Annotated in this window: 18 protein-coding genes; 3 read left to right on the plus strand and 15 right to left on the minus strand. The window is 62.0% G+C overall.

The features are described from left to right. Positions 1 to 19 precede the first annotated feature (19 nt). The 15 genes from DNX69_RS07610 to DNX69_RS07675 all read right to left on the minus strand — a co-directional run bounded on the left by DNX69_RS07610 (position 20) and on the right by DNX69_RS07675 (position 14,952). Positions 20 to 1,825, minus strand: coding sequence for a phage terminase large subunit family protein (locus tag DNX69_RS07610; RefSeq protein ID WP_110785406.1), 1,806 nt, complete (start codon positions 1,823 to 1,825; stop codon positions 20 to 22). After that, complete coding sequence (locus tag DNX69_RS07615) at positions 1,818 to 2,327, minus strand: DNA packaging protein (RefSeq protein ID WP_110785407.1); 510 nt, start codon at positions 2,325 to 2,327, stop codon at positions 1,818 to 1,820. The genes DNX69_RS07610 and DNX69_RS07615 overlap by 8 nt, the downstream gene beginning before the upstream one ends. Positions 2,328 to 2,435: 108 nt before the next feature. Beyond that, on the minus strand, positions 2,436 to 4,790 hold the full coding sequence (locus DNX69_RS07620; RefSeq protein WP_110785408.1) for a phage tail tape measure protein: 2,355 nt from the start codon (positions 4,788 to 4,790) through the stop codon (positions 2,436 to 2,438). A 4-nt stretch (positions 4,791 to 4,794) separates the two neighbouring features. Then, on the minus strand, positions 4,795 to 4,941 hold the full coding sequence (locus tag DNX69_RS26290; protein ID WP_165825208.1) for a hypothetical protein: 147 nt from the start codon (positions 4,939 to 4,941) through the stop codon (positions 4,795 to 4,797). Beyond that, positions 4,938 to 5,294: a phage tail assembly protein gene (locus DNX69_RS07625; RefSeq protein WP_110785409.1), complete on the minus strand. Its 357-nt coding sequence runs from the start codon at positions 5,292 to 5,294 to the stop codon at positions 4,938 to 4,940. Before DNX69_RS07625 ends, DNX69_RS26290 begins: the two co-directional genes overlap by 4 nt. Continuing rightward, the gene (locus DNX69_RS07630; protein ID WP_133255985.1) at positions 5,281 to 5,604 is read right to left on the minus strand and encodes a hypothetical protein; all 324 of its coding nucleotides are present in this window, start codon (positions 5,602 to 5,604) and stop codon (positions 5,281 to 5,283) included. The genes DNX69_RS07625 and DNX69_RS07630 overlap by 14 nt, the downstream gene beginning before the upstream one ends. Before the next feature lie 234 nt (positions 5,605 to 5,838). Further along, positions 5,839 to 6,162 (minus strand): hypothetical protein, encoded by a 324-nt coding sequence (locus DNX69_RS07635; protein WP_234826892.1) that lies wholly within the window; start codon positions 6,160 to 6,162, stop codon positions 5,839 to 5,841. A 55-nt stretch (positions 6,163 to 6,217) separates the two neighbouring features. Next, complete coding sequence (locus tag DNX69_RS07640; RefSeq protein ID WP_110785412.1) at positions 6,218 to 6,562, minus strand: DUF2190 family protein; 345 nt, start codon at positions 6,560 to 6,562, stop codon at positions 6,218 to 6,220. Between the two features lie 2 nt (positions 6,563 to 6,564). Next, entirely contained in the window at positions 6,565 to 6,789 is a 225-nt protein-coding gene (locus tag DNX69_RS07645) for a phage head-tail joining protein (protein ID WP_110785413.1), read from the minus strand. Between the two features lie 5 nt (positions 6,790 to 6,794). Further along, positions 6,795 to 8,654 carry a prohead protease/major capsid protein fusion protein gene (locus DNX69_RS07650; protein WP_110785414.1) on the minus strand — a complete coding sequence of 620 codons (1,860 nt, stop codon included), beginning with the start codon at positions 8,652 to 8,654 and terminating at the stop codon, positions 6,795 to 6,797. Beyond that, positions 8,623 to 9,996: a phage portal protein gene (locus DNX69_RS07655; RefSeq protein ID WP_234826893.1), complete on the minus strand. Its 1,374-nt coding sequence runs from the start codon at positions 9,994 to 9,996 to the stop codon at positions 8,623 to 8,625. The genes DNX69_RS07650 and DNX69_RS07655 overlap by 32 nt, the downstream gene beginning before the upstream one ends. Positions 9,997 to 10,431: 435 nt before the next feature. Next, a complete protein-coding gene (locus DNX69_RS07660) occupies positions 10,432 to 11,127 on the minus strand; it encodes a hypothetical protein (RefSeq protein ID WP_133255986.1) in 696 nt (231 codons plus the stop codon). Between the two features lie 642 nt (positions 11,128 to 11,769). After that, positions 11,770 to 12,543 carry a helix-turn-helix domain-containing protein gene (locus DNX69_RS07665; protein WP_110785417.1) on the minus strand — a complete coding sequence of 258 codons (774 nt, stop codon included), beginning with the start codon at positions 12,541 to 12,543 and terminating at the stop codon, positions 11,770 to 11,772. Between the two features lie 248 nt (positions 12,544 to 12,791). Then, positions 12,792 to 14,024 carry a DNA-packaging protein gene (locus tag DNX69_RS07670; protein WP_110785418.1) on the minus strand — a complete coding sequence of 411 codons (1,233 nt, stop codon included), beginning with the start codon at positions 14,022 to 14,024 and terminating at the stop codon, positions 12,792 to 12,794. Then, positions 13,966 to 14,952: a hypothetical protein gene (locus DNX69_RS07675; RefSeq protein WP_110785437.1), complete on the minus strand. Its 987-nt coding sequence runs from the start codon at positions 14,950 to 14,952 to the stop codon at positions 13,966 to 13,968. Before DNX69_RS07675 ends, DNX69_RS07670 begins: the two co-directional genes overlap by 59 nt. 661 nt (positions 14,953 to 15,613) lie before the next feature. On the opposite strand from DNX69_RS07675, the gene DNX69_RS07680 reads away from it, so the two are divergent. Genes DNX69_RS07680 through DNX69_RS07685 form a run of 3 tightly spaced genes read left to right on the plus strand, consistent with a single transcriptional unit; the run spans position 15,614 to position 19,684 of the window. Next, a complete protein-coding gene (locus DNX69_RS07680) occupies positions 15,614 to 16,822 on the plus strand; it encodes a metallophosphoesterase family protein (RefSeq protein WP_110785419.1) in 1,209 nt (402 codons plus the stop codon). Beyond that, positions 16,815 to 18,671 carry a hypothetical protein gene (locus DNX69_RS26070; RefSeq protein WP_133255987.1) on the plus strand — a complete coding sequence of 619 codons (1,857 nt, stop codon included), beginning with the start codon at positions 16,815 to 16,817 and terminating at the stop codon, positions 18,669 to 18,671. Before DNX69_RS07680 ends, DNX69_RS26070 begins: the two co-directional genes overlap by 8 nt. Then, complete coding sequence (locus DNX69_RS07685) at positions 18,671 to 19,684, plus strand: hypothetical protein (protein ID WP_110785420.1); 1,014 nt, start codon at positions 18,671 to 18,673, stop codon at positions 19,682 to 19,684. The genes DNX69_RS26070 and DNX69_RS07685 overlap by 1 nt, the downstream gene beginning before the upstream one ends. The last annotated feature ends 447 nt before the right edge of the window (positions 19,685 to 20,131 follow it).

The following is a 20,131-nucleotide window of genomic DNA, read 5'->3' on the forward strand; positions in this document are numbered from 1 at the left end:
CCACGGGCGAAGCCAGTAGCTACTGGTCCACCCAATTCGATCGGATCACCCGCGGCCGCGGCGCCGGCGCAAGCGCCAGCTCTGGGCTTCGTAGCGCCTCGGCGCGGGAAGCCCAGTTCGGGTTGATCAGTTGGCGCACCGCCACCGCATAGACGACGCAATCCAGCGCCTCGGCGCGTCGGCCGGGTATCCGTTCGAAGCGCCGCACCGGCTGGCCTTTCGAATAGCGCACGATGGCGCGCTCACTACACAGTTGCTCGAACCAGCTCGCCGGCAGCGTATTCGAAAACCTGATCGCGCCGCCGCTGCCGGTCAGCTTGGCAGCGACGTGGTCCTTGATCGGATCGGTGCCGACGATGAAGAGCAGCCCGCCGCGGGTCTTGCTCGACGTCGAGCGCTCGATAAACGGCCGTCGAAAGCCGCCGTCGCCCTTGATCGCGAAGATCTTCCGCGCGGCTCTTGGAAAGCAGAACCCATAGACCCGGTCCATCGTCTCGCCGTCGCCGGAATCGATCGCCACCGCGTCGATCGCGAGCGATCCGCCGAACGGGTGCGCGAAGCGAGACTTCAAGAATTCGTCGAGCTCTGCCCAGGTCGAATCATCCGACGGCTTTCCCCAGATCACCAAGGTCATCAGCACATACATCGTGCCGTCTTCCGCCCAACCGATCAGCGTGATTTCGAGCCGATCGCGCTGCACATCGACGCCGGCGGTGATCGCCAACACCGCCTCGGGCAGCGCCTCGCAGCCGAACGGCTCAGCGCGCTTTGCCAGGGCCTCGTCGTCGATTTCCTCTCCACCGTCGGCGCGGAAGCCTTCCGCCAAGATGGTGTTGACGAAGACTTGCAAGGTGGTTCGATCGTCCTTGGCTGCGACGAATTCGGCCGCGAGCTTGCCCCAACTCGCGTTCGGCAATAGCGACACCAGCGCATTCAATCGAAAGCCGGCGTGGCCGATCACCTCCGGTGCGGTCGCGCGCCAGGCGCCGGCGGCGACCATCTCGGGCTTGTGCCGTTCGTCGATCGCACATCCGCAGGCCGGGCAGACGAATTGCGCCAGATGCGGCTTGCCGGTCGGCCACTCGATATGTTGCAAATTAATTTCGGTGCGGCCGTCGCACTCCGGGCACGGCACTTCGAACACGCGTCGATCACTCAGTGCGTAGTTTCTGAGGATGTAGCTGCTGCCCTCAAACGTCGGTGTTGAACCGATCACGATCTTTCGGTCGGCGTAGGACAGCGTCCGCTTCTCCGCCAGCGCGATCGGCGGGCCTTCTGCTGTCACCTCCATGCCGTCCGCTTCGTCGACCAGCAGCACCCGCGCGGTGTGCCGGCGCAGGTTGCGCGGCGCCTTCGCCGCGACGATCTTCAGCGAGCCGCCGGGAAAGCGACGGCTTAGAATCGTGTTGCGGCCGGATTCGTCCTTGGCCTCGCCGATCACCCCATTGAGCACAGGCGACGCCGAGAAGATCGGCTCGATTTCGCTCACCATATAGTCGCGAGCATCCGCCTCGGTCGGCAGTAGCGCGAGGATCGGCGCCGGATCGTTCGCAACGAACGCGCCGAGCGCGCCGGTGAGCAGCGTGGTGAAGCCGACGCGCACGGGCTTGACCAGCGTCACGCGCTCAATGGCAGGATCTCCGATCGCATCGGCGATTTCGCGCTGGAACGGCCACAAGCGCACCGCGCCGGGCAGCGACGACACGCCGTCCGGAAGGTAGATGTTGCGCTCGATCCAGTCGCTCAGCTTCAGTTTCGGCGGCGGCCGCAGCGCGGCGAGCGCGCGGCGTTCGATTTCCTCGAGGCGGTCGACGGCATCAAGCATCAGCCGGCCCCGCCAAGTCCTCGAGCGCCGCGCGCAGCTCGGCGTCAAACGCCGTCACATCCTGCGCCGTGAGGTGCGGGTTCGCCTGCCGCACCCGTGACGGCACCGCGAGAATCTTCGAGCGCAGACGGCGAAGCACGTCCGACCATCGCGCCTCGACCTCGGTCGCCTTGACGTAATCGCGGCGCAGGATTTGGTTCTTCAGCGCGGCGTTGTCCGCCTGCTCGCGCAGCAGCCGATCGCGATGGCTTTCTTTGTTTCGACTGACGAGCGGCAATTCGCTCTGACGCTGCGCCACGCTGCGGCGTTGATCCACGTTTTCTTGGAACCAGATCTGTCCGCGCGCCACGTCGATCTTGCCGCTCGACTCGACGGGTAATCCGTCCCGGATCATCTGCGACACGCGGCCGGGCGAGACGCCGATAAAGTTCGCGAACCCGGACTTGCTCAGCTCGCGCGGCGACCCGATCGGCCGGTCAGTATCGAGCGCAGCACTGATCATCGTCCGCCACCTCACAACCATTGCAAGCACGGCCGGGACGCGGATGCGCCCCGGCCGTCGTCGCGCCGCCCCGGTCCATCCGCGGGCTCGGCGCAATCCAACAAACGATCAGGCGTAGGCGCCATCTGAGTACGAGCCCCGCGACAGTGCATTAAGTCTGTCGGACATCAGCCGGATCGCATGCTCCGCGATCGACTCCGCCGACTGCCCCGGTGCCCCTTGGATGTTGAAGGTGTTGTTCATCACAACGCCACCCCCGCCGCCGCTCCTGCTAGGGGCCGCACCGCCACCCTGACCGCGTAGCAGCCGCAACGTGTCGGCCGCGCTGAACACATGGCCGGAGACGTTCGGCGCGAACAGCTCCGGCCCGCGTTCGCTGGTCAGATAGAGCCGCCCCGCCTGCACCGGCCCGCCGGTCGCGCGGGCGCCGGCAATCGCCGGCTTTGCCGCCGTCGCCGCGCCGACCGCGCTGCCGCCGAGGCCGATCGCGCTCCGGATTCGCGGTCCTATGTTCGACACCCAATTCAGCAGCGCTGCGAATTTGGCCTTCATCCCCTCCCACAGTTGCGCAAGCAGATTGACGCCGGCATCGTACAGCCCCGACGCTGCCGCGCTGATCCGCCCTGGCAAGCCGGCAATAAATGCGACAAGTTCCTCGAATTTTTGCACCACCGCGGTGACAGCACCGCCGACGGCCGTTCCGAGCGTCCGTCCGAATTCGACCCAACTCGCGGTCGAGATATTGAGCGCGTCGAGGGCAGCGGTGATTTTGTCCTTCAACCAACCTATGGCGTCGACCAACGGCCGCAGCGTCGACATGACGGGTCCTACGGCCTTCATGAAGGCGCTGCCGAAGCTGGAGAACATCGCTTTGATGCCCGACCAGTTCTGATAGATGAAGGCGCCGGCGGCGCCGATAGCCAGCAGCACAGCGCCAATTCCAGTTCCGATCAAAGCAATCCGCAGCCCGACCAGCGCCGCGCGGACGAGCTTGATCGGATTGAGCATGCCAAGCATCGCCGCCGCTGCGATCTTCAATGCGCCGCCGCTACCAACGATCGCGCTCGCTGCGGCAAAGCCGATCATCGCGCTCCGCACCGCCCGGAGCGCGGCACCGAATGGCAGCATCGCCGCATGGGCGACCCACACCGCAGCCGCAAGCCCGCGCATCGCTCCCGCCGCGGTCGCCAGTGCCCCGCCCCACATCCAAAGCAACCCCCATTTCGCTGCAATGCCGGCGATCCGCAGCCCGATCAGCGCCGCGCTGGTGCCGATCACCGCGCGGGTGAGGCCGGGATGGTCCTTGGCGAATTGCGACAACTTTTCAATGAAAGGATGCAGCGCTTTCATGGTGTCATTCAGCGCCGGCAGCAGCGCCGCGCCGATCGTCACCGACATCACGTTCAGCCGGTTCTTGAAGAGCTGCACCGCATTCGCCGTGGTCGCCGTCCGCGCCTCGAATTCTTTCTGCGCTGATCCGAGATATTTGGTTCGGTCACTGACCATCCCGAGCACATCGTCGAGCAGCTTCACGTTGTCGATCAACGGCGCGATGGCGCGCGCTTCGTCGCCGAAGATCGTCGAGATCACGCTCGCCTGCAGATGCTTCGGCAGCTTCGCGATCCGCGCCAGCACGTCGCGGAATGTGCCGACCGCATCCTTTTGCATCGCCTTCGTCACCTTCATCGAAGTAAGGCCGAGCTGCTTAAACGCCGCCTCGCCGTTCTTGGTGACTGTGTTCCCTTTGGTGAGCGCGCGGCCGACGTTGCGGAACGAGGTTGCCGCGACTTCGGATTCGGCACCGGCCGCGATCATCGCCGCGCCGAGCGCTGCGGTCTGTTCGGCAGAGAAGCCATATTGTTTACCCTGCACGCCGACGCGTTTCATATAATCGATGAGTTGTGGCGCTTTAGCCGCGACATTGTTAGACAAGTAGTTCATCGCATCGGCGAGCGCGCTGGCTTGCTCGACGGTGTAGCCGAGCCCCGTCTTGATTTTCGCCATATCGTCGCCGGCCTGCGCCGCGGTCATATCGAACGCTGTCGCGAGCTTTGCGACCATCTCGGTGAAGGCAAGGATCTCGTTTTCCTTCATACCGGCCGCGCCGGCGGCGGCGCTGATCGCGGCGAGGTCCTTCGCTACGATCGGGATGCGTTTCGACAACGTCAGAAGATCGTCACCCATCTTAGCGAACGACTGCGGCGTCTCGAAGTCGACCACCTTCTTGACGTCGGCCATTGCGCTCTCGAAATCGATCGCCGCCTTAACCGGCGTGCTGATCGATTTTGCGAGAGCGTAGCCGGCCGCCGCTGCGCCGAGGAGTTGCGTTTGCGTCGACGCCAGCGCCGCGGCATTGCGCACCTGTGCGGCACTGATGCGGCTCAGGGCGCCGGAGATCGCCCGCGCGGGCCCGGTCGCTCGGTCGAGTAGTTCGATGATCAGTTTGCTGGTAAGAGTCGCCATCGTCTCAACCTCGTTTCGGCACTTCGATGCGCAACACCACGTTCAACGCATCGATGTAGAGCGTGAACCGATCCCAGAACATGTCCTCAACATCCGGGATCGGCGTGTGCAGGTGTCGCGCCAGCATCGCCACCGCGACGCTCGCGCTCACTCCTTCATCAGGGCCGCCAGCGCCTTGGTCAGCGCGCCCTGCATCATCTCCGCATCCGCGGCCCGCTGCTTCGCTAGTGACTTTCCCACCATCGGCGCCGCCAGCTCCTCGAGACGGTCGAAGTCATCATTGTCGAGCTCTTCGATCACTTGGATCGGCACGTCGGCCATCGACGCGTAGACCGCAAAGGTCTTGCGGCTCTCGCCATTCACCAGATCAGCGGCGACCCGATCCTTCGCCTTCATCTTCCGAAGCGTGAGCGTCGGATAGGTTTTGTCGCCGATCTTGATCGGCGTGGTCGGCGTGAAAGTAACAGTCGTCGGGGCGGTGGTCGCGGTCTCAGTCGTGGTCATGGGTCACCTTGTTGTAGGTTGGAAGGTTGCGAATGAAGGCGGTGTTGCGTTCCAGCCGATCGGCGATCGACCGGCTGGCGGTGATCGCCGCTGCGGCGCTGCCAGTGACGACCGCGCGTTCGGCGATCCGTGCGATCGCCAGCATCGGCGCGACGTAGCGCTCGGCGATCTCCGCCGTCAGCCGCGCTCGCATGGCAAGGAGGTCGAGATTGCGAGCCACGGCGGCAGCCGCCGGAGCGACACGTTGAGCGGCTTGGATCACGGCGGCGAGTTGCTGAGCACTCGGAAGATGATTGATCGGCATTGTCACTTCGGCACCTCCGTCGGTTTGCAGAGAGAGTTGCCGACCGCTGCTTGTTCACAGCGGCCGGCGAGAGCGCTTGCAGGACACGGGAGGAGGCCCGTGCGGGATCTGCGCTGTATGGGGGCCAACCCACCCCTGACCAAACCGAAAGGTGCTCAAGACTGAGGCGGGACACCTTCCGCTTTAACGACTGGCCGTGTCGCCATGACACTCCCGCCGCGAAGATTTGGCGCTTGGCGCTCACGCCTGATTAAGTGTGAGCACCAGCAGATTGGAGTAGCGATCCGACACGGCGGCGACTTCAAACCACGGCGTTCCGGCACGATCGTTCGCGCGAACTTTGTCAAGCTTTCGCGGCATCGCTCCGGTGTACGTCGATCGATCAATCACCAGCTCGGCTTTGCCGGCCGACAGCCAGGTTTCGAAGCCGCTGCCGACCACAGCCGAGTGATCGCCGCCGCAATGCAGGACCGCGACGATATCGACCATCGGCCGGGCCGGGTCCGCCGTTCCGTTTTTCAGGAACGACAAGCGAACGGATTCGCCGAAGGTCCGGCCGACCACCTGATCGATCCGCGCCTCACTATCGCGCCAGTTCGCCACCGCCGACCCGCCGCGATCAGATCGACAGCCTGACGTCGCCAGTCGCGGACGGATTCGCCGCCGGCGCGACCGCGTGGCCGATCGCAAGGAAGTCAGTCGCCGGCGTGCCGCCGTCGTCGGCGGCCGTCGTGGCGACACCATTCTCCGCATCCCAGAAAACAGGGACGCCGCGGGTCCACGCCTGCGCCGACACCTTCGGCAGTGTGTAGACGCCAGTCGTGGACAGCACCACATCGGCGCCGGAAGCGGCATCGGTGGCGGCGATGCCGAACAGCGCGCCGACGACAACGCCATTGCCGGACTTCACGTCTGCGGGCGCAGGAACGGTGATCGCATCACCAGATTGCAGGTAGTTCTTCATCGTCAAAGTCCCTTGTTGTAGTAGGGCAGAATGGTGGTGACGCGCCGGCCTTGCAGCGTGGCGATGTCGCGATCGATCGCCGCGATGGCCTGTTCGATCTCGGCGACGCTGCGGTACTCGACTTCGCGCCGCGTGCCGCCGGAATGGAATAGCACTCGGAATTCGCCGGAGGCGCGGGCGGCGACGAGCGCCGCCCGTTGTGCCAACAGATCGTCGATCGCGCTCATGGGCGTCAGTTGCCGGCGTTGAAGTAAGCGCCGCGGTGGTCGACCACGCCGGCGGCGAAGTCGAGACCGGCCGCAACCTTTACAGCTTGCGTATCGAAGTCTCGCTCGGTGCGAACCTGCGGCCCCTCGGCGCCGGCCACATAGCCGTAGACGAGGACCGGCGCCGCGCTCGGTGCAGCGAACACATACCAAGCGTTTCCGGTGATCTCGGCGTCGACCACCAGCTCGGCAAAGCCGGCCCATACATTGACATCGGCCGATTTCGCCGCCACGACCGCCGCCAGCAGCTTGCGGGCTGCAACTTCCTGCTGCGGTCCGACGACAAGGAATGCCGGCTGCAAGTTCAGCGCCATGCCGTCGAGGCTCTTCTGCGCCCGCAGCGCGGCGACCGCGGCGGAAACATTGTCGGCGTCCAGAACCGTGCCGGTCGCCGCCTTGTTCTTGTGGTCGGCGTGGAACAGCGCGACGCCGTCCGACAGGGCGGCGTTGGCTTTGAGAGCCTTGTAGGCCACGGCGTTTTCGTCGACCGCAGCGCGGGTCGCGATCATCGCCGAGAAGTCCGACAGCGCCGAAAGGTCGTCGTTAATCAACGCGCGGCGGCCGATCGCGATGCCCGTCCCAAACTCTTTTGCTGTCACCTTCTCGGCACTCTCACTGATCGTGCCATATTTCACTTCCCCATTCTCGGCGATCTCGCGGAACGCCGGGAAGTCACCGACTCGAAGGAAGGAATGAGGTTTGAAATCGTTGAACGGTTTGCGCGCCGCGATTTTGCGATAGGTCGGCTGTGCGATCGCATAGTTGGCGAGCAACGCCTTGTTGGTGGCGTCCGCCAGCAGCAGCGGAAAATCGCTGGTCGAATGCGACCCGACAGCTCGTTCGAGCAGCGCGCCCTGGTCGCGGAGGTTGATCCGCTCGCCGTTCGCCACCGCAAGGTCGCCGACCAGATCGAGAACGCGGCTGCCGCGATACTCCACCGCGCGGCCTTCGAGTTTGCAAACGGCCGGTGCGAGCCGGTGCGCCAACGCATCAGCCATTGCCGAGCGGATCGCGATCGGGTCGGTGTGGTCGGTGATGATCGCCGCGCTGGTGTTGCGGATCGAATTCGCCGGTGCCGCGCGTTGTGCCATCGCCGCGAACGCCGCGGCACGGGCCGCGTCGATCGTCGCCTCGGCGTCGATCTGCTGATTCGCCCAGGCGTCGCCGAGGCCGGCGGTGCTGGCGATGCTGCGGATCTCGACATTCACTTGCGCTCGCGTCATCGTGGCCGGCGTAGTGGTCGGTGCCGGCGGCGGCGGGACGTTGGCCGCCGCTGTGGTGGTGGTGGTGGTCTCTTCGGGTTCCACTGGAAGGCTCCTGGTAGTTGCGACCTGATCGGCCGGAATGGCGACGAGGGAAGCTTCGAGCACTTCGAAGGCCGTCGCCACCTTCTCGCGCCGTTTGGTTCTCGTGTTCATGCGCTCCGCCCAGGCGGTCACGCGATATCCGATGCTGACGCCGAACTTGACACCGTCGCCGAGTTCGGCCGCGACGCGTTGGGCCATCGGAGAATGGCGCGACAGCCGCGCCAGGCCGATCAGTTCGCCGCGCACCAACTTCACGTTGCTGACTTCACCGAGCCGGCCGTCGAGTGCGAAGCGATTGTGATTGTCCAGCAGCGGCAGCAGCGGCGGTGCCATCGCGCCGCGTAAATCGAGCACTTCATCGAAGGCGCCGGCGCCATCGAAGCGCTCGACAGAGCTTCCGGCCGAAAGCACCAGTTCGAACGTTCGCCGCTCCGCGTTCCACGATGAAGCCCGCACCGGCGCTTCGCGCGTGAGGAGTTCGGCTGTTTCAGGCTTGCTGCGGATCAACACTTGCGGCATCCGTGCTGTTGGGTTTGGTGGTGCTGGTGAAGTCGAGCCCGAGGCCGGCGGCGCGGGCGTTGTCGGCGGCGATCTCGCTGTCGAGGGCTTCGATGTCCAACCCGCGCGCGGTGACGGCTTCGCGGCGGCTCATCAACCCGGCTTCGATCGCTTCGATTTCTGCGCGAACATCTTTCGCCGGATCGATCCAGGGCTGCCGCGGGGTAATCGCCTTCATCGGCAACGCCGCCTCGACGGTGCCGCTGGCGCGGCCCGACAGAATTTCCAACGTTGCCCAGCGCCGCCAAACCGGGCGAATGAGCTGAAACGACAACACGCCGTGCTGCAGCGCTTCAATGCGGCGGCGATATTCGACCAGCCCGCCGCGCTGTGATCCGTAGTTCGCCTGAGACAAATCGCCGGTCAGAATCCAGGCCGGCAGCCCAAGCCCGACAGCGATTTCGCGTTCGGTGATTTTCGCGAAGTCGATCACCTCGACACCGATGCCGGCCGGCGTCGAGAACTTCACGTCTTCGCCGGGCGCCAGCACTTTCAGTGTGCCAGGCTCCAGGCCTTCGGTGATCGTCGGCGGCGCTTGCGATCCGTCGCCGAACTGCGACGGGGTGCCGGTCGGGCTGGTGACGAAGCCGGTCAGCAGCGCCGCGATCTTCTGGCGCATGAGTTGCGCGTCGCGCCAGGCATCCAAATCCGACAGCCGCAGCACGACCGGAGCGAACCAGCTCAGCCCGCGGACCTGCCCGGCGATCTCAGGCTTGAACACATGGATCACATCTTCGGCCGGCACGCGCAGCGGCGTCAGCGGCAGCACCGCGAACGGTGCGCCTGGGCGTTCCGGCAAAATGTGGTAGGCCACCCGGCGGCCTGCGCTGTCGAACTCGATGCCCTGAACAATCCGCCGGCCGTCGCCGAGTTCGCGGTTCAGCGATGGGTCGACCTGATCGGCGTCGATCAGGCGGATGTTCAAGCGGCCGTCGGCGATGCCCAGCACCGCGAATGCCTCGCCATCGACCACCAACCTGCGGGCGATCGTGGCCTGCAGAAAGTAGAAATCACTCACCCCGTCCGCGTCCGCGGCATCCGTCCAAAGCTCGAACGCCAGATTAAGTTTCGATCGAATCGCCGGGTCCGGGTGTGCACTCTGCGGCTTGATCCCCGTGCCAACGAGGCCGGATACCCACGCCTCCGCACCCGAGGCGGCGAGCGCATTGTTCGCCACCAGATAGCGCGCCCGGCGCATCAGCGGACCACGCGCCGCGCTCATCACCGACAGCGGCGCCGCCATCTCGCCGCGGCCTCGCCAGCGCCGTCCGCCACCCGCGCCGTCATACGAGCGGGTGAACATGTTCGCGATCTTCTGAAAGGCGTGTTTTAGCATGCCGACAGCCTTCGCAAGAAATGCCTGCGCCGCAATGGTTTTTCACATTGCGAACCGTTTTAGTTGGACCGTTTTGGTGATGTTGGGTGATCAAGGGTGACGCTGGGTGACGGAATGTCATCCGATCCACAACTAACGAGAAAACGCCCCCACACCCCCTCTCGGCAGGGCCGACGAGGTGCAACCCTCGTCGATCTAATGCCGTGCACCTCGGCGGTGCGGTCTTCCTAGTTCCTGATCAGAACTAGGAAAGTGGCCGAGCCGCGAGCCATGCAAAATCTGCAAATAGCGGCCAGTTCGGCGTTTTGATTTGAGCTATAAAATTTAGTGCACCGCCTCATATCCCGCAGCTCCCCGGACCCGCGGTCGGCCGCGGCGGGGAAGGACCCTAGCCGCCACCAGTCACAGCAGGCGGCCGGCCTCGCCGGTCGGCACCGCGGCGAGGTGGTTGACCAGGGTCAGGCCGGTCCAAAACATCACACTGGAGCAGCGCTTCGTGAACCCGAGGTTTGCGACCACAAGCGAAAACATAGTCTGCGTAAGCACGACGTCCGCAGAGGTCGATTCGCACCAGGCGCGATATGCCGCATATAGAACGGAAGATTGCACCTGCGCTCCAGGTCGCCGCACCGTCGACACAGCGAGGAAGTGCTTCACCTGATCGGAACTGGCGGGAGCAGCGCGCGAAGCTCTCGCCGCCGGCTCGTCTTCCACCACCGCAGGCAAGCCGAGTTGACGCCAGAGCTTCGCCGCGGCTCGCCGGCCGAAGATCAGCCGGCATTCACGCAAGAGAGCGATCCGGTGTTGAGCGAACAGATCGGTCAGCTCTCGGTGTGTGGCTGCTGACCCGGGGCAGTTCGCGAGCACGCACATCACCAACGCTTGCTGTTCATTCAACCAGAACTCGGCAGCAACGGCCCGTTTGCCGGGCGCCGGTGCACCAACGAGCTGGCCGTAATTGGCGAGCTCGGCGCGGTGCCGGTGGATCAGTTTCCGAATCTCGATCGGCTTTCCAATGCCGAGCGCGTGCGCCAACCGCAGATCCGCCACCCGCACGCTTCCTTCGATCACCTTCAGATCATCTGTCGTCAATGTCATTTCACACCCACCCAAGCAGCCAGTTGTCAGCTCATCGACAAAATCAGATTCGCTTCTGTTAGGGAGGCCTCGTCAGCCTCTTGCAGTAGTTTGCGATAGTTTGGAGATAGTTTGTTGTTGTGGTAAGAAAGTAGTTTGATAGATAAGTCAGTTGCTTACTTATGATCGGGAGATAGTAGAGCGAGTAGAGATAGTTTTTCCGTAACGCGCATGAGAAATTGTTGTCGAAGCCATGAACGGCGATATCATTCTCTCCTCGCCTCCTCTCATGCGTATACGCGCGCGAGAGACTATCTCCACTATCGCAACGATGAGAGAAGCCATTGCACCACAACGATATTCGCCGTGAGACAGTTAGTTGCGTACTACCGCAAACCCCCGCGACCATCGGTTGCCGATCTGCAACATGTGGCAGGCGATCGGTAGTTGGTGGCGGTCGTTGTCGCCCTGAGAGGGTTCGCGCCGTCGCCGCGCCGCTGCGCGGGGGAGCGGGGGCGGTGATCGCGGCGGTGCGACGATAGGTTTGCTCCACCATGGAGCAAACCTCCGGTCGGAACGCCATGGCCCGATCGTCCGCGATCACTAGTCGCGGAGGTTTGCGCCACCGTGGCGCAAACCTCCCAAGCTCCGGCAGACCCACCGTCATGACTCGCCTCGCTGCTGCACCACCACGACGCTCCGGAAGTCGGCCATCACGCCGCGCCAGGCGGCGTCGAGGTCGGCGTCGAACTGCGCTGCGATGTGGTCGCGGACGAACGACGTCGGCGCGGAGAGCACGATCTCGCCGTCGGCATCGCTTAGCAGCGTCACTTTGGAGAACCATGCGGCGAATCGGTCATCACCGATCCGCCGTCTCAGTGCCTCGCCTCCGGCCCCCAGCGGGCCAGCGAAGGCGCTGCGCTCCCGCTCGCTCCCTTCGATCGCCTGCGGCCGCTCGGCGGGCACAGCGCGCGCTGGAGCGCTCGCGCGTGCGCGCCCGCGCTGTTCTATCTGTTCCTTCTGTTCATGCCGCACATAGCTGCGGCACGGTGAAGGGGTGTTTTGCGGCACGGCGGGGGTGGCTTTTGCGGCACGGTCGCGGCCGTTCCGGGCCGCAGGGCTTTGCGGTGCGGACCGGGCCGCAATTTGCGGCTCGGTCATTTCCGCAACAGGTAGGGCAAGAAAATAGACCAACCCCGGCCACTGCCCCTTCACCGCGGGTCGCTTTTCGATCCGCACCAGCCCGAGCGCGGCGAGCTGCTTCATCTGCCGCTGCACCGTGTCGGTGCTCTGTTCGGTGTCGCGCGCGAGCGTGTCTTGAGACGGGTACGACATGCCGGCGGCGTCGGCGTAGTTCGCCAGCGCGAGCAAAAGCGCTTTGCGAGCCGGAGATCCAGTCACCTGTTTTGCGGCCCACGCCGTCGCCTGCCAGCTCATATGGGAGCCTCGACGTCGATCGTCAGCGGCTCCACTTCGCTAAGGCAAACAGGATCGATCAGCTCGCTTATGAAGCGTTTTCGGGCCCAGGGGCTCGCGGCGATCCAAGCGCGCCGGAGAGCCCGAATGGCTTCCAGATCGGCAGAAGAAGTCGACCGGTTTGAGGGGCGTTGTTGCTTGCTCACAGCGGCGCCCTTGGCGATTTACAATCACACGGTTTGTTCCCGCGGCGTTCACGGTTTTCCGGCCTATCGCTGTAAAGCGTAAGTAACTGATCTTTCGCGTGAAAGGTCACTTCTGTTAAATTCGCACATCTCGTCTTCGAGCAGCGGAAAGCAGCCGACGTGCTTGACCCGGCCCTGTTCGTACAGCGCCGCGACCGGCTCGGCGCGGACGAATTTGGCGCGGCTGGCGCGGACCTCGCGCACCGGGATCGCCGCGTCGGTCTCGTGCAGCACCGCGCGCACCATCTCGCCGCCCATATTGACCTCGGCGATGATCGCATCGGCCTCGAGCCGGTGATACAGCGCGATCGCGCGCGCCGCCCAGGCCGCCGGCGACAGCCGGTCGCTGGAGACGTCCTCCAGCACGTAGTAATCGCCGGCCGCGCTGCGCCCCGCCGCGACGATGCCGCAGGCGTCCGCGCCCGGCCGCGACGAGCCCGGCGGATCGATCGCCACCACGATCCGCACCAGCGGCGGCGCCGCCGGCACGCGGGCGCGCTCGATTCTGTCGCGCGACCACAGCGCGCCGGGGCGGTCCTCGATCAGTTCGCCGTCGAGCTCCTGCCGGCCCTGCCGTGTGCCGGCATAGCGCGCCACCACGGTTTCGAGAAACGCCGGCGACAGATGCGCGGCGTTGGCGCGGGTCGGCGCCCGCGTCACGCGGGTATGCGGATCAGCGAGCAGCCGCTTGATCAGCGGCAGCGGCCGCGGCGTCGTGGTGATCAGTTGCCGCGGCCGGGAGCCGAGCCGCAGCCCGAATTGCAGCATGTCGAAGCTCGCTTCGGCGTAGCGCCATTTCGCCAGCTCGTCGCACCACGCCGCTTCGAATTGCGGGCCGCGCAGGCTATCCGGATCGTCGGCGGAGAACACCTCGCCGACCGCGCCGTTCGGCCATTCCAGCCGCTTGCGGGTAGCGATCCATTCGGGGCGCTCGCGGCGCGGCGTGATCCGCAGCAGGCCGGATTCGCCTTCTACCATCACTTCGCGGGCGTCGTGCCAGCTTTCGCCGACCAGCGCGATCCGGCCGTGCGGCCGCTCCGCATAAGGCGGCGTGCCGGCCACCATCGCCCGCACCCATTCGGCGCCGGCGCGGGTCTTGCCGGCGCCGCGGCCGCCGAGCATCAGCCAGGTGGTCCACGGCGCGCCGTCATTGCCGGGTTCCGCAAACTCCTGATGCGGATGCGCGAAGACGGCGAAATCATCCTGCAGCCGAGCCAGCGTCCGGAGGCTGGCCTGGCGCAGGAAGGGCTCGGTCATCCCCGCCGCGGACAAACGTCTCAATACGGCGCGCAAGCTCCAGACGGAATCCATCGGCATCGGCGGGCATCTCGTCATCGGCGGCGCTGAGCGCGCGTTCGGGATCGCGAAGCTGGCGGACCTTGAACAGCGTCTGCGTCAGCGCCGCCAGCGTGCGGGCGATCCGCTCGGCCTCGACCGCGCGGTGGCCGCCGAGCGTGGTGTCCTCGCGCAGGTTTTCGACCTTGCGAAGCTGGGTCTCGACCGCGCGCTCCAGCCGCCGCGCCAGCGACAGCACAGCTTCGGGTGACACCTGGTCGGCCGGCGTTGCGGCCGATGCCTCGGTCACGGCCTCGGCCGCCGACGCTGCCTCGGGCACAGGCGCCATCTCGGCCTCGCTCTCGGGCGCAGGCGCCGCGGCCTCCGTGTCGACCGCGGCCTTCGCGTCAACCGCGGGCGGCGGCAACCCCGGCGGCGGCGCGCCGGCGGCGATCGCGCGGGCCTGCTGCAGCGCCGCAGTCGCTTCGCGATTGATCTGCAGCAGCACCGGCATGTCGCGCGGCGGCCGATCCTTGCGGCGCGGCCACCCCTCCTGCATCACCAGCCGCTCCAGCGTGTTGCGATGAATGTGGTAGTCCTCGATGATGCGCTGCACCGGCTCTTCGGTCTCGACATAGCGCCGCCGCAGATCGTCGAGCGCCCGCTGCGAAAACCCGCGCGCCTGGCGGACCGGCAGCGGCGGCCGCGGCCCGACCCGGGGGCGCTCCAGCCGCGGCGTCCAGCCCTCGGCCTCCGCCACCTTGCGCAGCGTGTGCCGACAGATCTCGAACTGGGCCGCCACCGCGGTCAGCGGCTCGTCGGTCTCTTCATACAGCCGTTTCAGCTCCGCGACCGCCTCGGGTGTCAGCCCGCGCGGCAAATAGCGGGGTGGCGGGGGATCGTCGGTCATGAGAGAGCTCCCTACCGGTGGATAGCGGCTCGCGCCGCCGAGCAAGCCGCCATGCATTCCGGCGATCACCGGCTCTGCCGTCATGCCCGGCCCTGTGCCGGGCATCCACGCCTTGCAGCGCCAACCGGCGGATAAGTGAGCATCGGTTGCCACAGCCGAAAAGCGTTGCCATGCTGCACCCGGCCGCGCCGCCGTCGAGGCGACCGCAGCGGCACGCACGAACTCGGCGCCAGCCATGACCAAAATGACCTACAAGGGATACATCGCCACGGTCGAATACGACCCCGACGCCGGGATCTTCCACAGCGAAGTCGCCGACACGCGGGCGCCCTAATCAGGCTCGTTCAAGGTGCGGACAGATCCGGCATAATGAGTATCCAACCGCCCGACGCGTCCTGTCCCGCATCAGCAGACCCGTGGGTCCGAGAGGCGTCGAGAAGCTTTGCAGCCAGTCCGACCGAGTGTTGTTAGCTTTCACAGGTTGATCCGCGTCGTGCGCTGCGAACGCGCGACGGATAGCCCGACAGTGCACCGCTTGCGAAGGCCTATCAACTGACTACGCGTCATCATTCTCGACAGCCTCACAGTAACTCAGCATTCCGCTTGTCGGCGCCTCGGAACGTCACTATACATTCACCGTTCGGTTGCAGGAACATCTTGAATGCACGCTTTCAATTTGGCCGTCATCGGGGACATTCATTACCCCCTCGCTCGATTGTCTAACGCTCTCGACGATAAGATTTTCTCCCCTCCAGGTGTCGTGGCAGCACTTGGAAAACCGCGCCTCAGCATACTGATTGACGACCTCATCAAAACAAGCAAACAACAACCTTTCGATGCGATCTTATTTGTAGGAGATTTCACCACCGGCGGCAGTCTGCCGGACTTCAAAGACGCGCTGATCTACTTCAGCCGCGCACTTCAATCACTAAACGTGCCGCTAATCGGAGTCCCAGGAAATCACGACCTAAAAAAACCTCAGTCCTTTTCTGAGAACTCCGAAAAATCGATAGAATTTGAAAGAGCAATACTGGACCCCGAGAACAAAATTCTCCTCGCCTATAGTGCCTTGCGCGAATTTCCAAACGTGCTCAACTCCAGCAACGCCGTCATTTACGCCCTGAACTCCTGTTCTAATTGTCTCGAACTTTGGCAATCCACTCCAAAGCAAGCACTGGCAAATTACATAAGCGGAATGCACCTCACCGTACCAGATGAGGAGCTCTACGACTATTTCGACGCCCCCTTCCTCGAGACAGATTCGATCACTTCGCTCGTCTCGAAGCTCGATGGCGCCGGTATCAAGCTGCCAATTTTACTCGCTCATCACAACATCTTGCCGCAAAAAATCCCACGGGTTGCCATCTTTCCAGAAATGCTGAACGCAGGCTTCGTGCGACACACACTCGCCTCTACCAACCCACCAGTCGTCTATATTCACGGGCATGTTCATGACGACTCTATTGACGTGATAGCAAACCCCACAAATCACGCCCAAGTTGGCTTGGTTACCGTTTCAGCACCTCTTGCCACCGACGGCTATATTCAAGTTCGCGTACTGACCGCCGACGACGACACTCCACTTGCAGTCAACATACTACAAAAACGCATCGACAAAGTCTCAATGGCTAGGCCGCAGGAGACCTGCATTCAGCTTTACGGCCGCACCCACGTTCTTTCAATGCTACCAGAGCCGACCAAGCGCTACCTAGACGATCTACAACTATCCGGAGGCGACCGTTACGACAACAGCATAGCACTTCATGGTTCCGATCAAATTAACAAACTTGAAATCGCCGGACTTATTTCCATCACCCGACCAACGCTGAACTCCTGCTCAACTTGGCGAGTGAGGTGCTCCTATGATTGAGACTCGCAACCCATTCAAGCCCGTGAAATTCGAAGATGAGGAACGTCCTCTGCTATATGTTTCTGAAGAGGCAAAGCGACAGTTCGAACACGGTAATTTTTATTTTACGGGAAAGCGGGGATGCGGAAAAACTACGTGCCTCAAAATAGCCGATACTGAATTCCAGCTGAAAGACTCCGCCTCCAATCAAAGCCTTTACGACTCGTTGGCGCGCAAGACCCTCGGAGTCTACCTTAACCTCAACAATCGCGTGATTCCGGATTTTGAGGGCATGATTCCAGGAGCAAATAAGACTCTCTCCAAATCTGTCGCCGCTAAAGAGCAGCTGACCTCAGAATTTATCGAGCTTCTCATTCTTCGAGCAACCCTGAATACGCTCGTACGCTTGGCGCGACGCAGCCGCATCCTACTGACCCAGCGCGATGAAGAGCAACTATGCGCCGCAACCACAACACCCTACAAACTCTTAGCCGCTGAGAACATTGACGTACTCCTCATTAGCATCGAGCAGCGTTTGATCAAGATGATCGACGCATCGAGAGGCATTGGAGAACCACTCGCCTTCGAATCTCGGTTGGAGATTTCATTCCACCCCGTGATGGCGGGCATCATCGAATGCCTCCGAAGGAACAATGACGTCTCCCTCATTCGAATTCTAATTGATGACGGAGAGGTGTTCGGCCCGGCCTATCAGAGAGCGCTGAACACACTTGTGCGAACACCACAGGGCCTACCCGTATGCTGGTCGATCGCATACGTCCTTGGAAAATTCGACCCTAAGAACACGACGATAAATAACCAAACTCTCGGCAGAGAAGAACGGACCGTAATATATCTCGACAATCAAGAATCTGACAAGTACCGCAAATTTTACACGGAAGTAATACGCCTTCGAGTGGAGCGCGCGACAAAGGTGTATACAGACTTTCTTGTAAATATGAAGCTGTCTCACTTCGACACAAACACCCTCGCCCTTTCCAGTCTTCAAAATACAACAAAGTCTCGGGCGATAAAATTCATCGAAAGAGCATCACTCCGCGGCAACAAGACTGGAAACACAAGCGGAGCCCCTCCCTTTTATGAACAGCACCTTCGAGAACGAGGCTTCGAAGAACACACCCTGACGCGCGACGCACTGCGACGGAAAAATGTTGCATCCTACATCTCGCTTTGCAGACGCTACGGTGTACAACCAAAATACGCTGGAGAACGGGTTGTCTCAGCACTTAGTGATGGCTGCATCCGCGATTTCCTCGAAATGATGTCCTCGATCTACGAAGTCACAAAATGCGATAAGAACAACCTAGACTTCTTTAGCTCGAACCCGCTTCCGGTGGACATACAAGATGAGGGTTGCAGAGACGCATCGACACGCAAGCTAATCTCAATTCGAGACTACACAGAAAGACACGGCCTCCTTCTTGAGAAGCTTGTCCGGTTTATAGGAACCTTAGCGCATTTAATTCAAACTAACCAAGACACACCTGAACCACTCCGAAATCCTGAAAGATCCATATTCGGTGTCTTACTGGGCGACCAATATTCAACTCACCGTGAATTTCAATTGATCAAGGACGGCGAAGTAGACGGATACTTGCGGCACGTTGACGTCGACCTCCCCCACAAAACTCGGCCATATTGCTTTCGCTTGCACCGACAGTTCGCACCCGAATTCAACATCTCATACAGAGAATCGTACGATTACATCTTCGAGATTCCGACTCACCAACTTCGACACATCTTAGACGTCGAGACAACCGATCCACGGCTTTGGGCCGATCGAGTCTATCGAGATTGGCAAGCAAAGAAGGGGCTCGGCCCATCCTTTTTTGATGATCGAGAATCCTGATGTTGCTCAACCACAAATATGTAATCACACAACACAGCAGCGAAGCTACCGAAAAACATCCACTTATCGACTTCAATGGTAGCTTACTGATTAGCGCGAGCTGGGAGATTCGCAGCCAAGCAATCCTCGACCGAATTGACTTCACCAAGGTTCGACGAGTCATCCTCATAAGATATGAAAACCGAGGAAAGACACAAGTTTCTGGCAACATACGCAATAGAGTGAAAGACCTCTGCAAGAAGCACAGAATTCGATTTACCGAGGTCGAATTTGGATCAATCGGAGAGACTTTTAGCCATTACTACAACACAGCTTACTCTTTGGCCTCAGCGATAAGCAGCTCGAAAGAACCATGGATTATTGACATCTCGTCGATGCCGCGCCGGCTCTGGTGCTCACTTCTCTTTTTATTCGACAGAATCGATTCGATTCGTACTCTGCATTTTTACTACTCTCACCCAAAGTACATTTTTAGTGAAGACGAATACAGGAACACTTATTATGAACACACTCTTGGAGAGTGGTCGCTTAGCGACGTACCCTTCGCCCCACTCGCCTTTGGAAATGGCCTTTACAAAACCAACATCATCTCGACCGGATTCGAATACGATCAGCTGAAGGCCATCATCTATAGACACGACCCGGACCACAACAGCATAATCTCTGCCAGCCCTGGATTTACTGACAGCTATACCCGCTTCGCCGATCGGACCACGGAGAGAATCAAGGCTGTATTCGAGATACCCGATTCAGATATACATCGCGCTCCTGTTCGCGACGTTGAGATGGTAATCACCATTGCGCGCGAAATCGTAGAGGCGAACAATGAACACGACATATCTCTTATTTGCGCGGGAAACAAACTTCATAGCTTGGCGTTGTGTTTGACAGCAATAACCTACAAGAACGCAAATTTTTACGTTCGTATCCCGGCGGCGTACAAGGAAAGTCCAACTCCGCCATCTGGACAGTTCGATGTTGTGACCATCGAAAATCTGCTGGTGACCCTCTAATATACGACCGCGTGTTCGAATGGGCTGACATTCCTATTCGACCGTGACTTTGGCAAACAGAGCCACAAGGTCGGGCGTCGCCATCCCGTGCAGATCCGGCTTGCTCATGGCTCCGACCTCCGGCGGCGGTCTGCCTCCATAGGCTGTGCGCACCCTCGCTTCGGCTGAGGGGAAACTCGCCGGCAGCTTATCAGCGCTCCACCTTCGTTCCAAATACCACCGATCGAGCAGCCCTGTTGTTCAGTGACGAAAGCTGCCAGGCCTCATCGCCGACATCAAGGCCGCTCCTGATCGAGCGCTCAAGCGGACGGCGGCTGCGATGCTCAGGCAACTCGGTAGAGACGTTGTCGGTGGGTTACGGCGCTACGCGCCTAATTGTACTGAGTCACAAGGTCGCGGGCCTGTGAGGTAGGACTCAAGTATCTATTGAGATTCAGATTTTGGCAG

It is taken from the genome of Rhodopseudomonas palustris, from assembly GCF_003226555.1.
Classification (GTDB): domain Bacteria; phylum Pseudomonadota; class Alphaproteobacteria; order Rhizobiales; family Xanthobacteraceae; genus Rhodopseudomonas; species Rhodopseudomonas palustris_I.

Bases quoted from the DNA above. Each gene is read 5' to 3' on its own strand.
- DNX69_RS07610 (WP_110785406.1), bottom strand. From the start codon at position 1,825: ATGCTTGATGCCGTCGACCGCCTCGAGGAAATCGAACGCCGCGCGCTC.
- DNX69_RS07615 (WP_110785407.1), bottom strand. From the start codon at position 2,327: ATGATCAGTGCTGCGCTCGATACTGACCGGCCGATCGGGTCGCCGCGC.
- DNX69_RS07620 (WP_110785408.1), bottom strand. From the start codon at position 4,790: ATGGCGACTCTTACCAGCAAACTGATCATCGAACTACTCGACCGAGCG.
- DNX69_RS07625 (WP_110785409.1), bottom strand. From the start codon at position 5,294: ATGACCACGACTGAGACCGCGACCACCGCCCCGACGACTGTTACTTTC.
- DNX69_RS07640 (WP_110785412.1), bottom strand. From the start codon at position 6,562: ATGAAGAACTACCTGCAATCTGGTGATGCGATCACCGTTCCTGCGCCC.
- DNX69_RS07645 (WP_110785413.1), bottom strand. From the start codon at position 6,789: ATGAGCGCGATCGACGATCTGTTGGCACAACGGGCGGCGCTCGTCGCC.
- DNX69_RS07650 (WP_110785414.1), bottom strand. From the start codon at position 8,654: ATGCCGCAAGTGTTGATCCGCAGCAAGCCTGAAACAGCCGAACTCCTC.
- DNX69_RS07655 (WP_234826893.1), bottom strand. From the start codon at position 9,996: ATGTTCACCCGCTCGTATGACGGCGCGGGTGGCGGACGGCGCTGGCGA.
- DNX69_RS07660 (WP_133255986.1), bottom strand. From the start codon at position 11,127: ATGACATTGACGACAGATGATCTGAAGGTGATCGAAGGAAGCGTGCGG.
- DNX69_RS07665 (WP_110785417.1), bottom strand. From the start codon at position 12,543: ATGAGCTGGCAGGCGACGGCGTGGGCCGCAAAACAGGTGACTGGATCT.
- DNX69_RS07670 (WP_110785418.1), bottom strand. From the start codon at position 14,024: ATGACCGAGCCCTTCCTGCGCCAGGCCAGCCTCCGGACGCTGGCTCGG.
- DNX69_RS07675 (WP_110785437.1), bottom strand. From the start codon at position 14,952: ATGACCGACGATCCCCCGCCACCCCGCTATTTGCCGCGCGGGCTGACA.
- DNX69_RS07680 (WP_110785419.1), top strand. From the start codon at position 15,614: ATGCACGCTTTCAATTTGGCCGTCATCGGGGACATTCATTACCCCCTC.
- DNX69_RS26070 (WP_133255987.1), top strand. From the start codon at position 16,815: ATGATTGAGACTCGCAACCCATTCAAGCCCGTGAAATTCGAAGATGAG.
- DNX69_RS07685 (WP_110785420.1), top strand. From the start codon at position 18,671: ATGTTGCTCAACCACAAATATGTAATCACACAACACAGCAGCGAAGCT.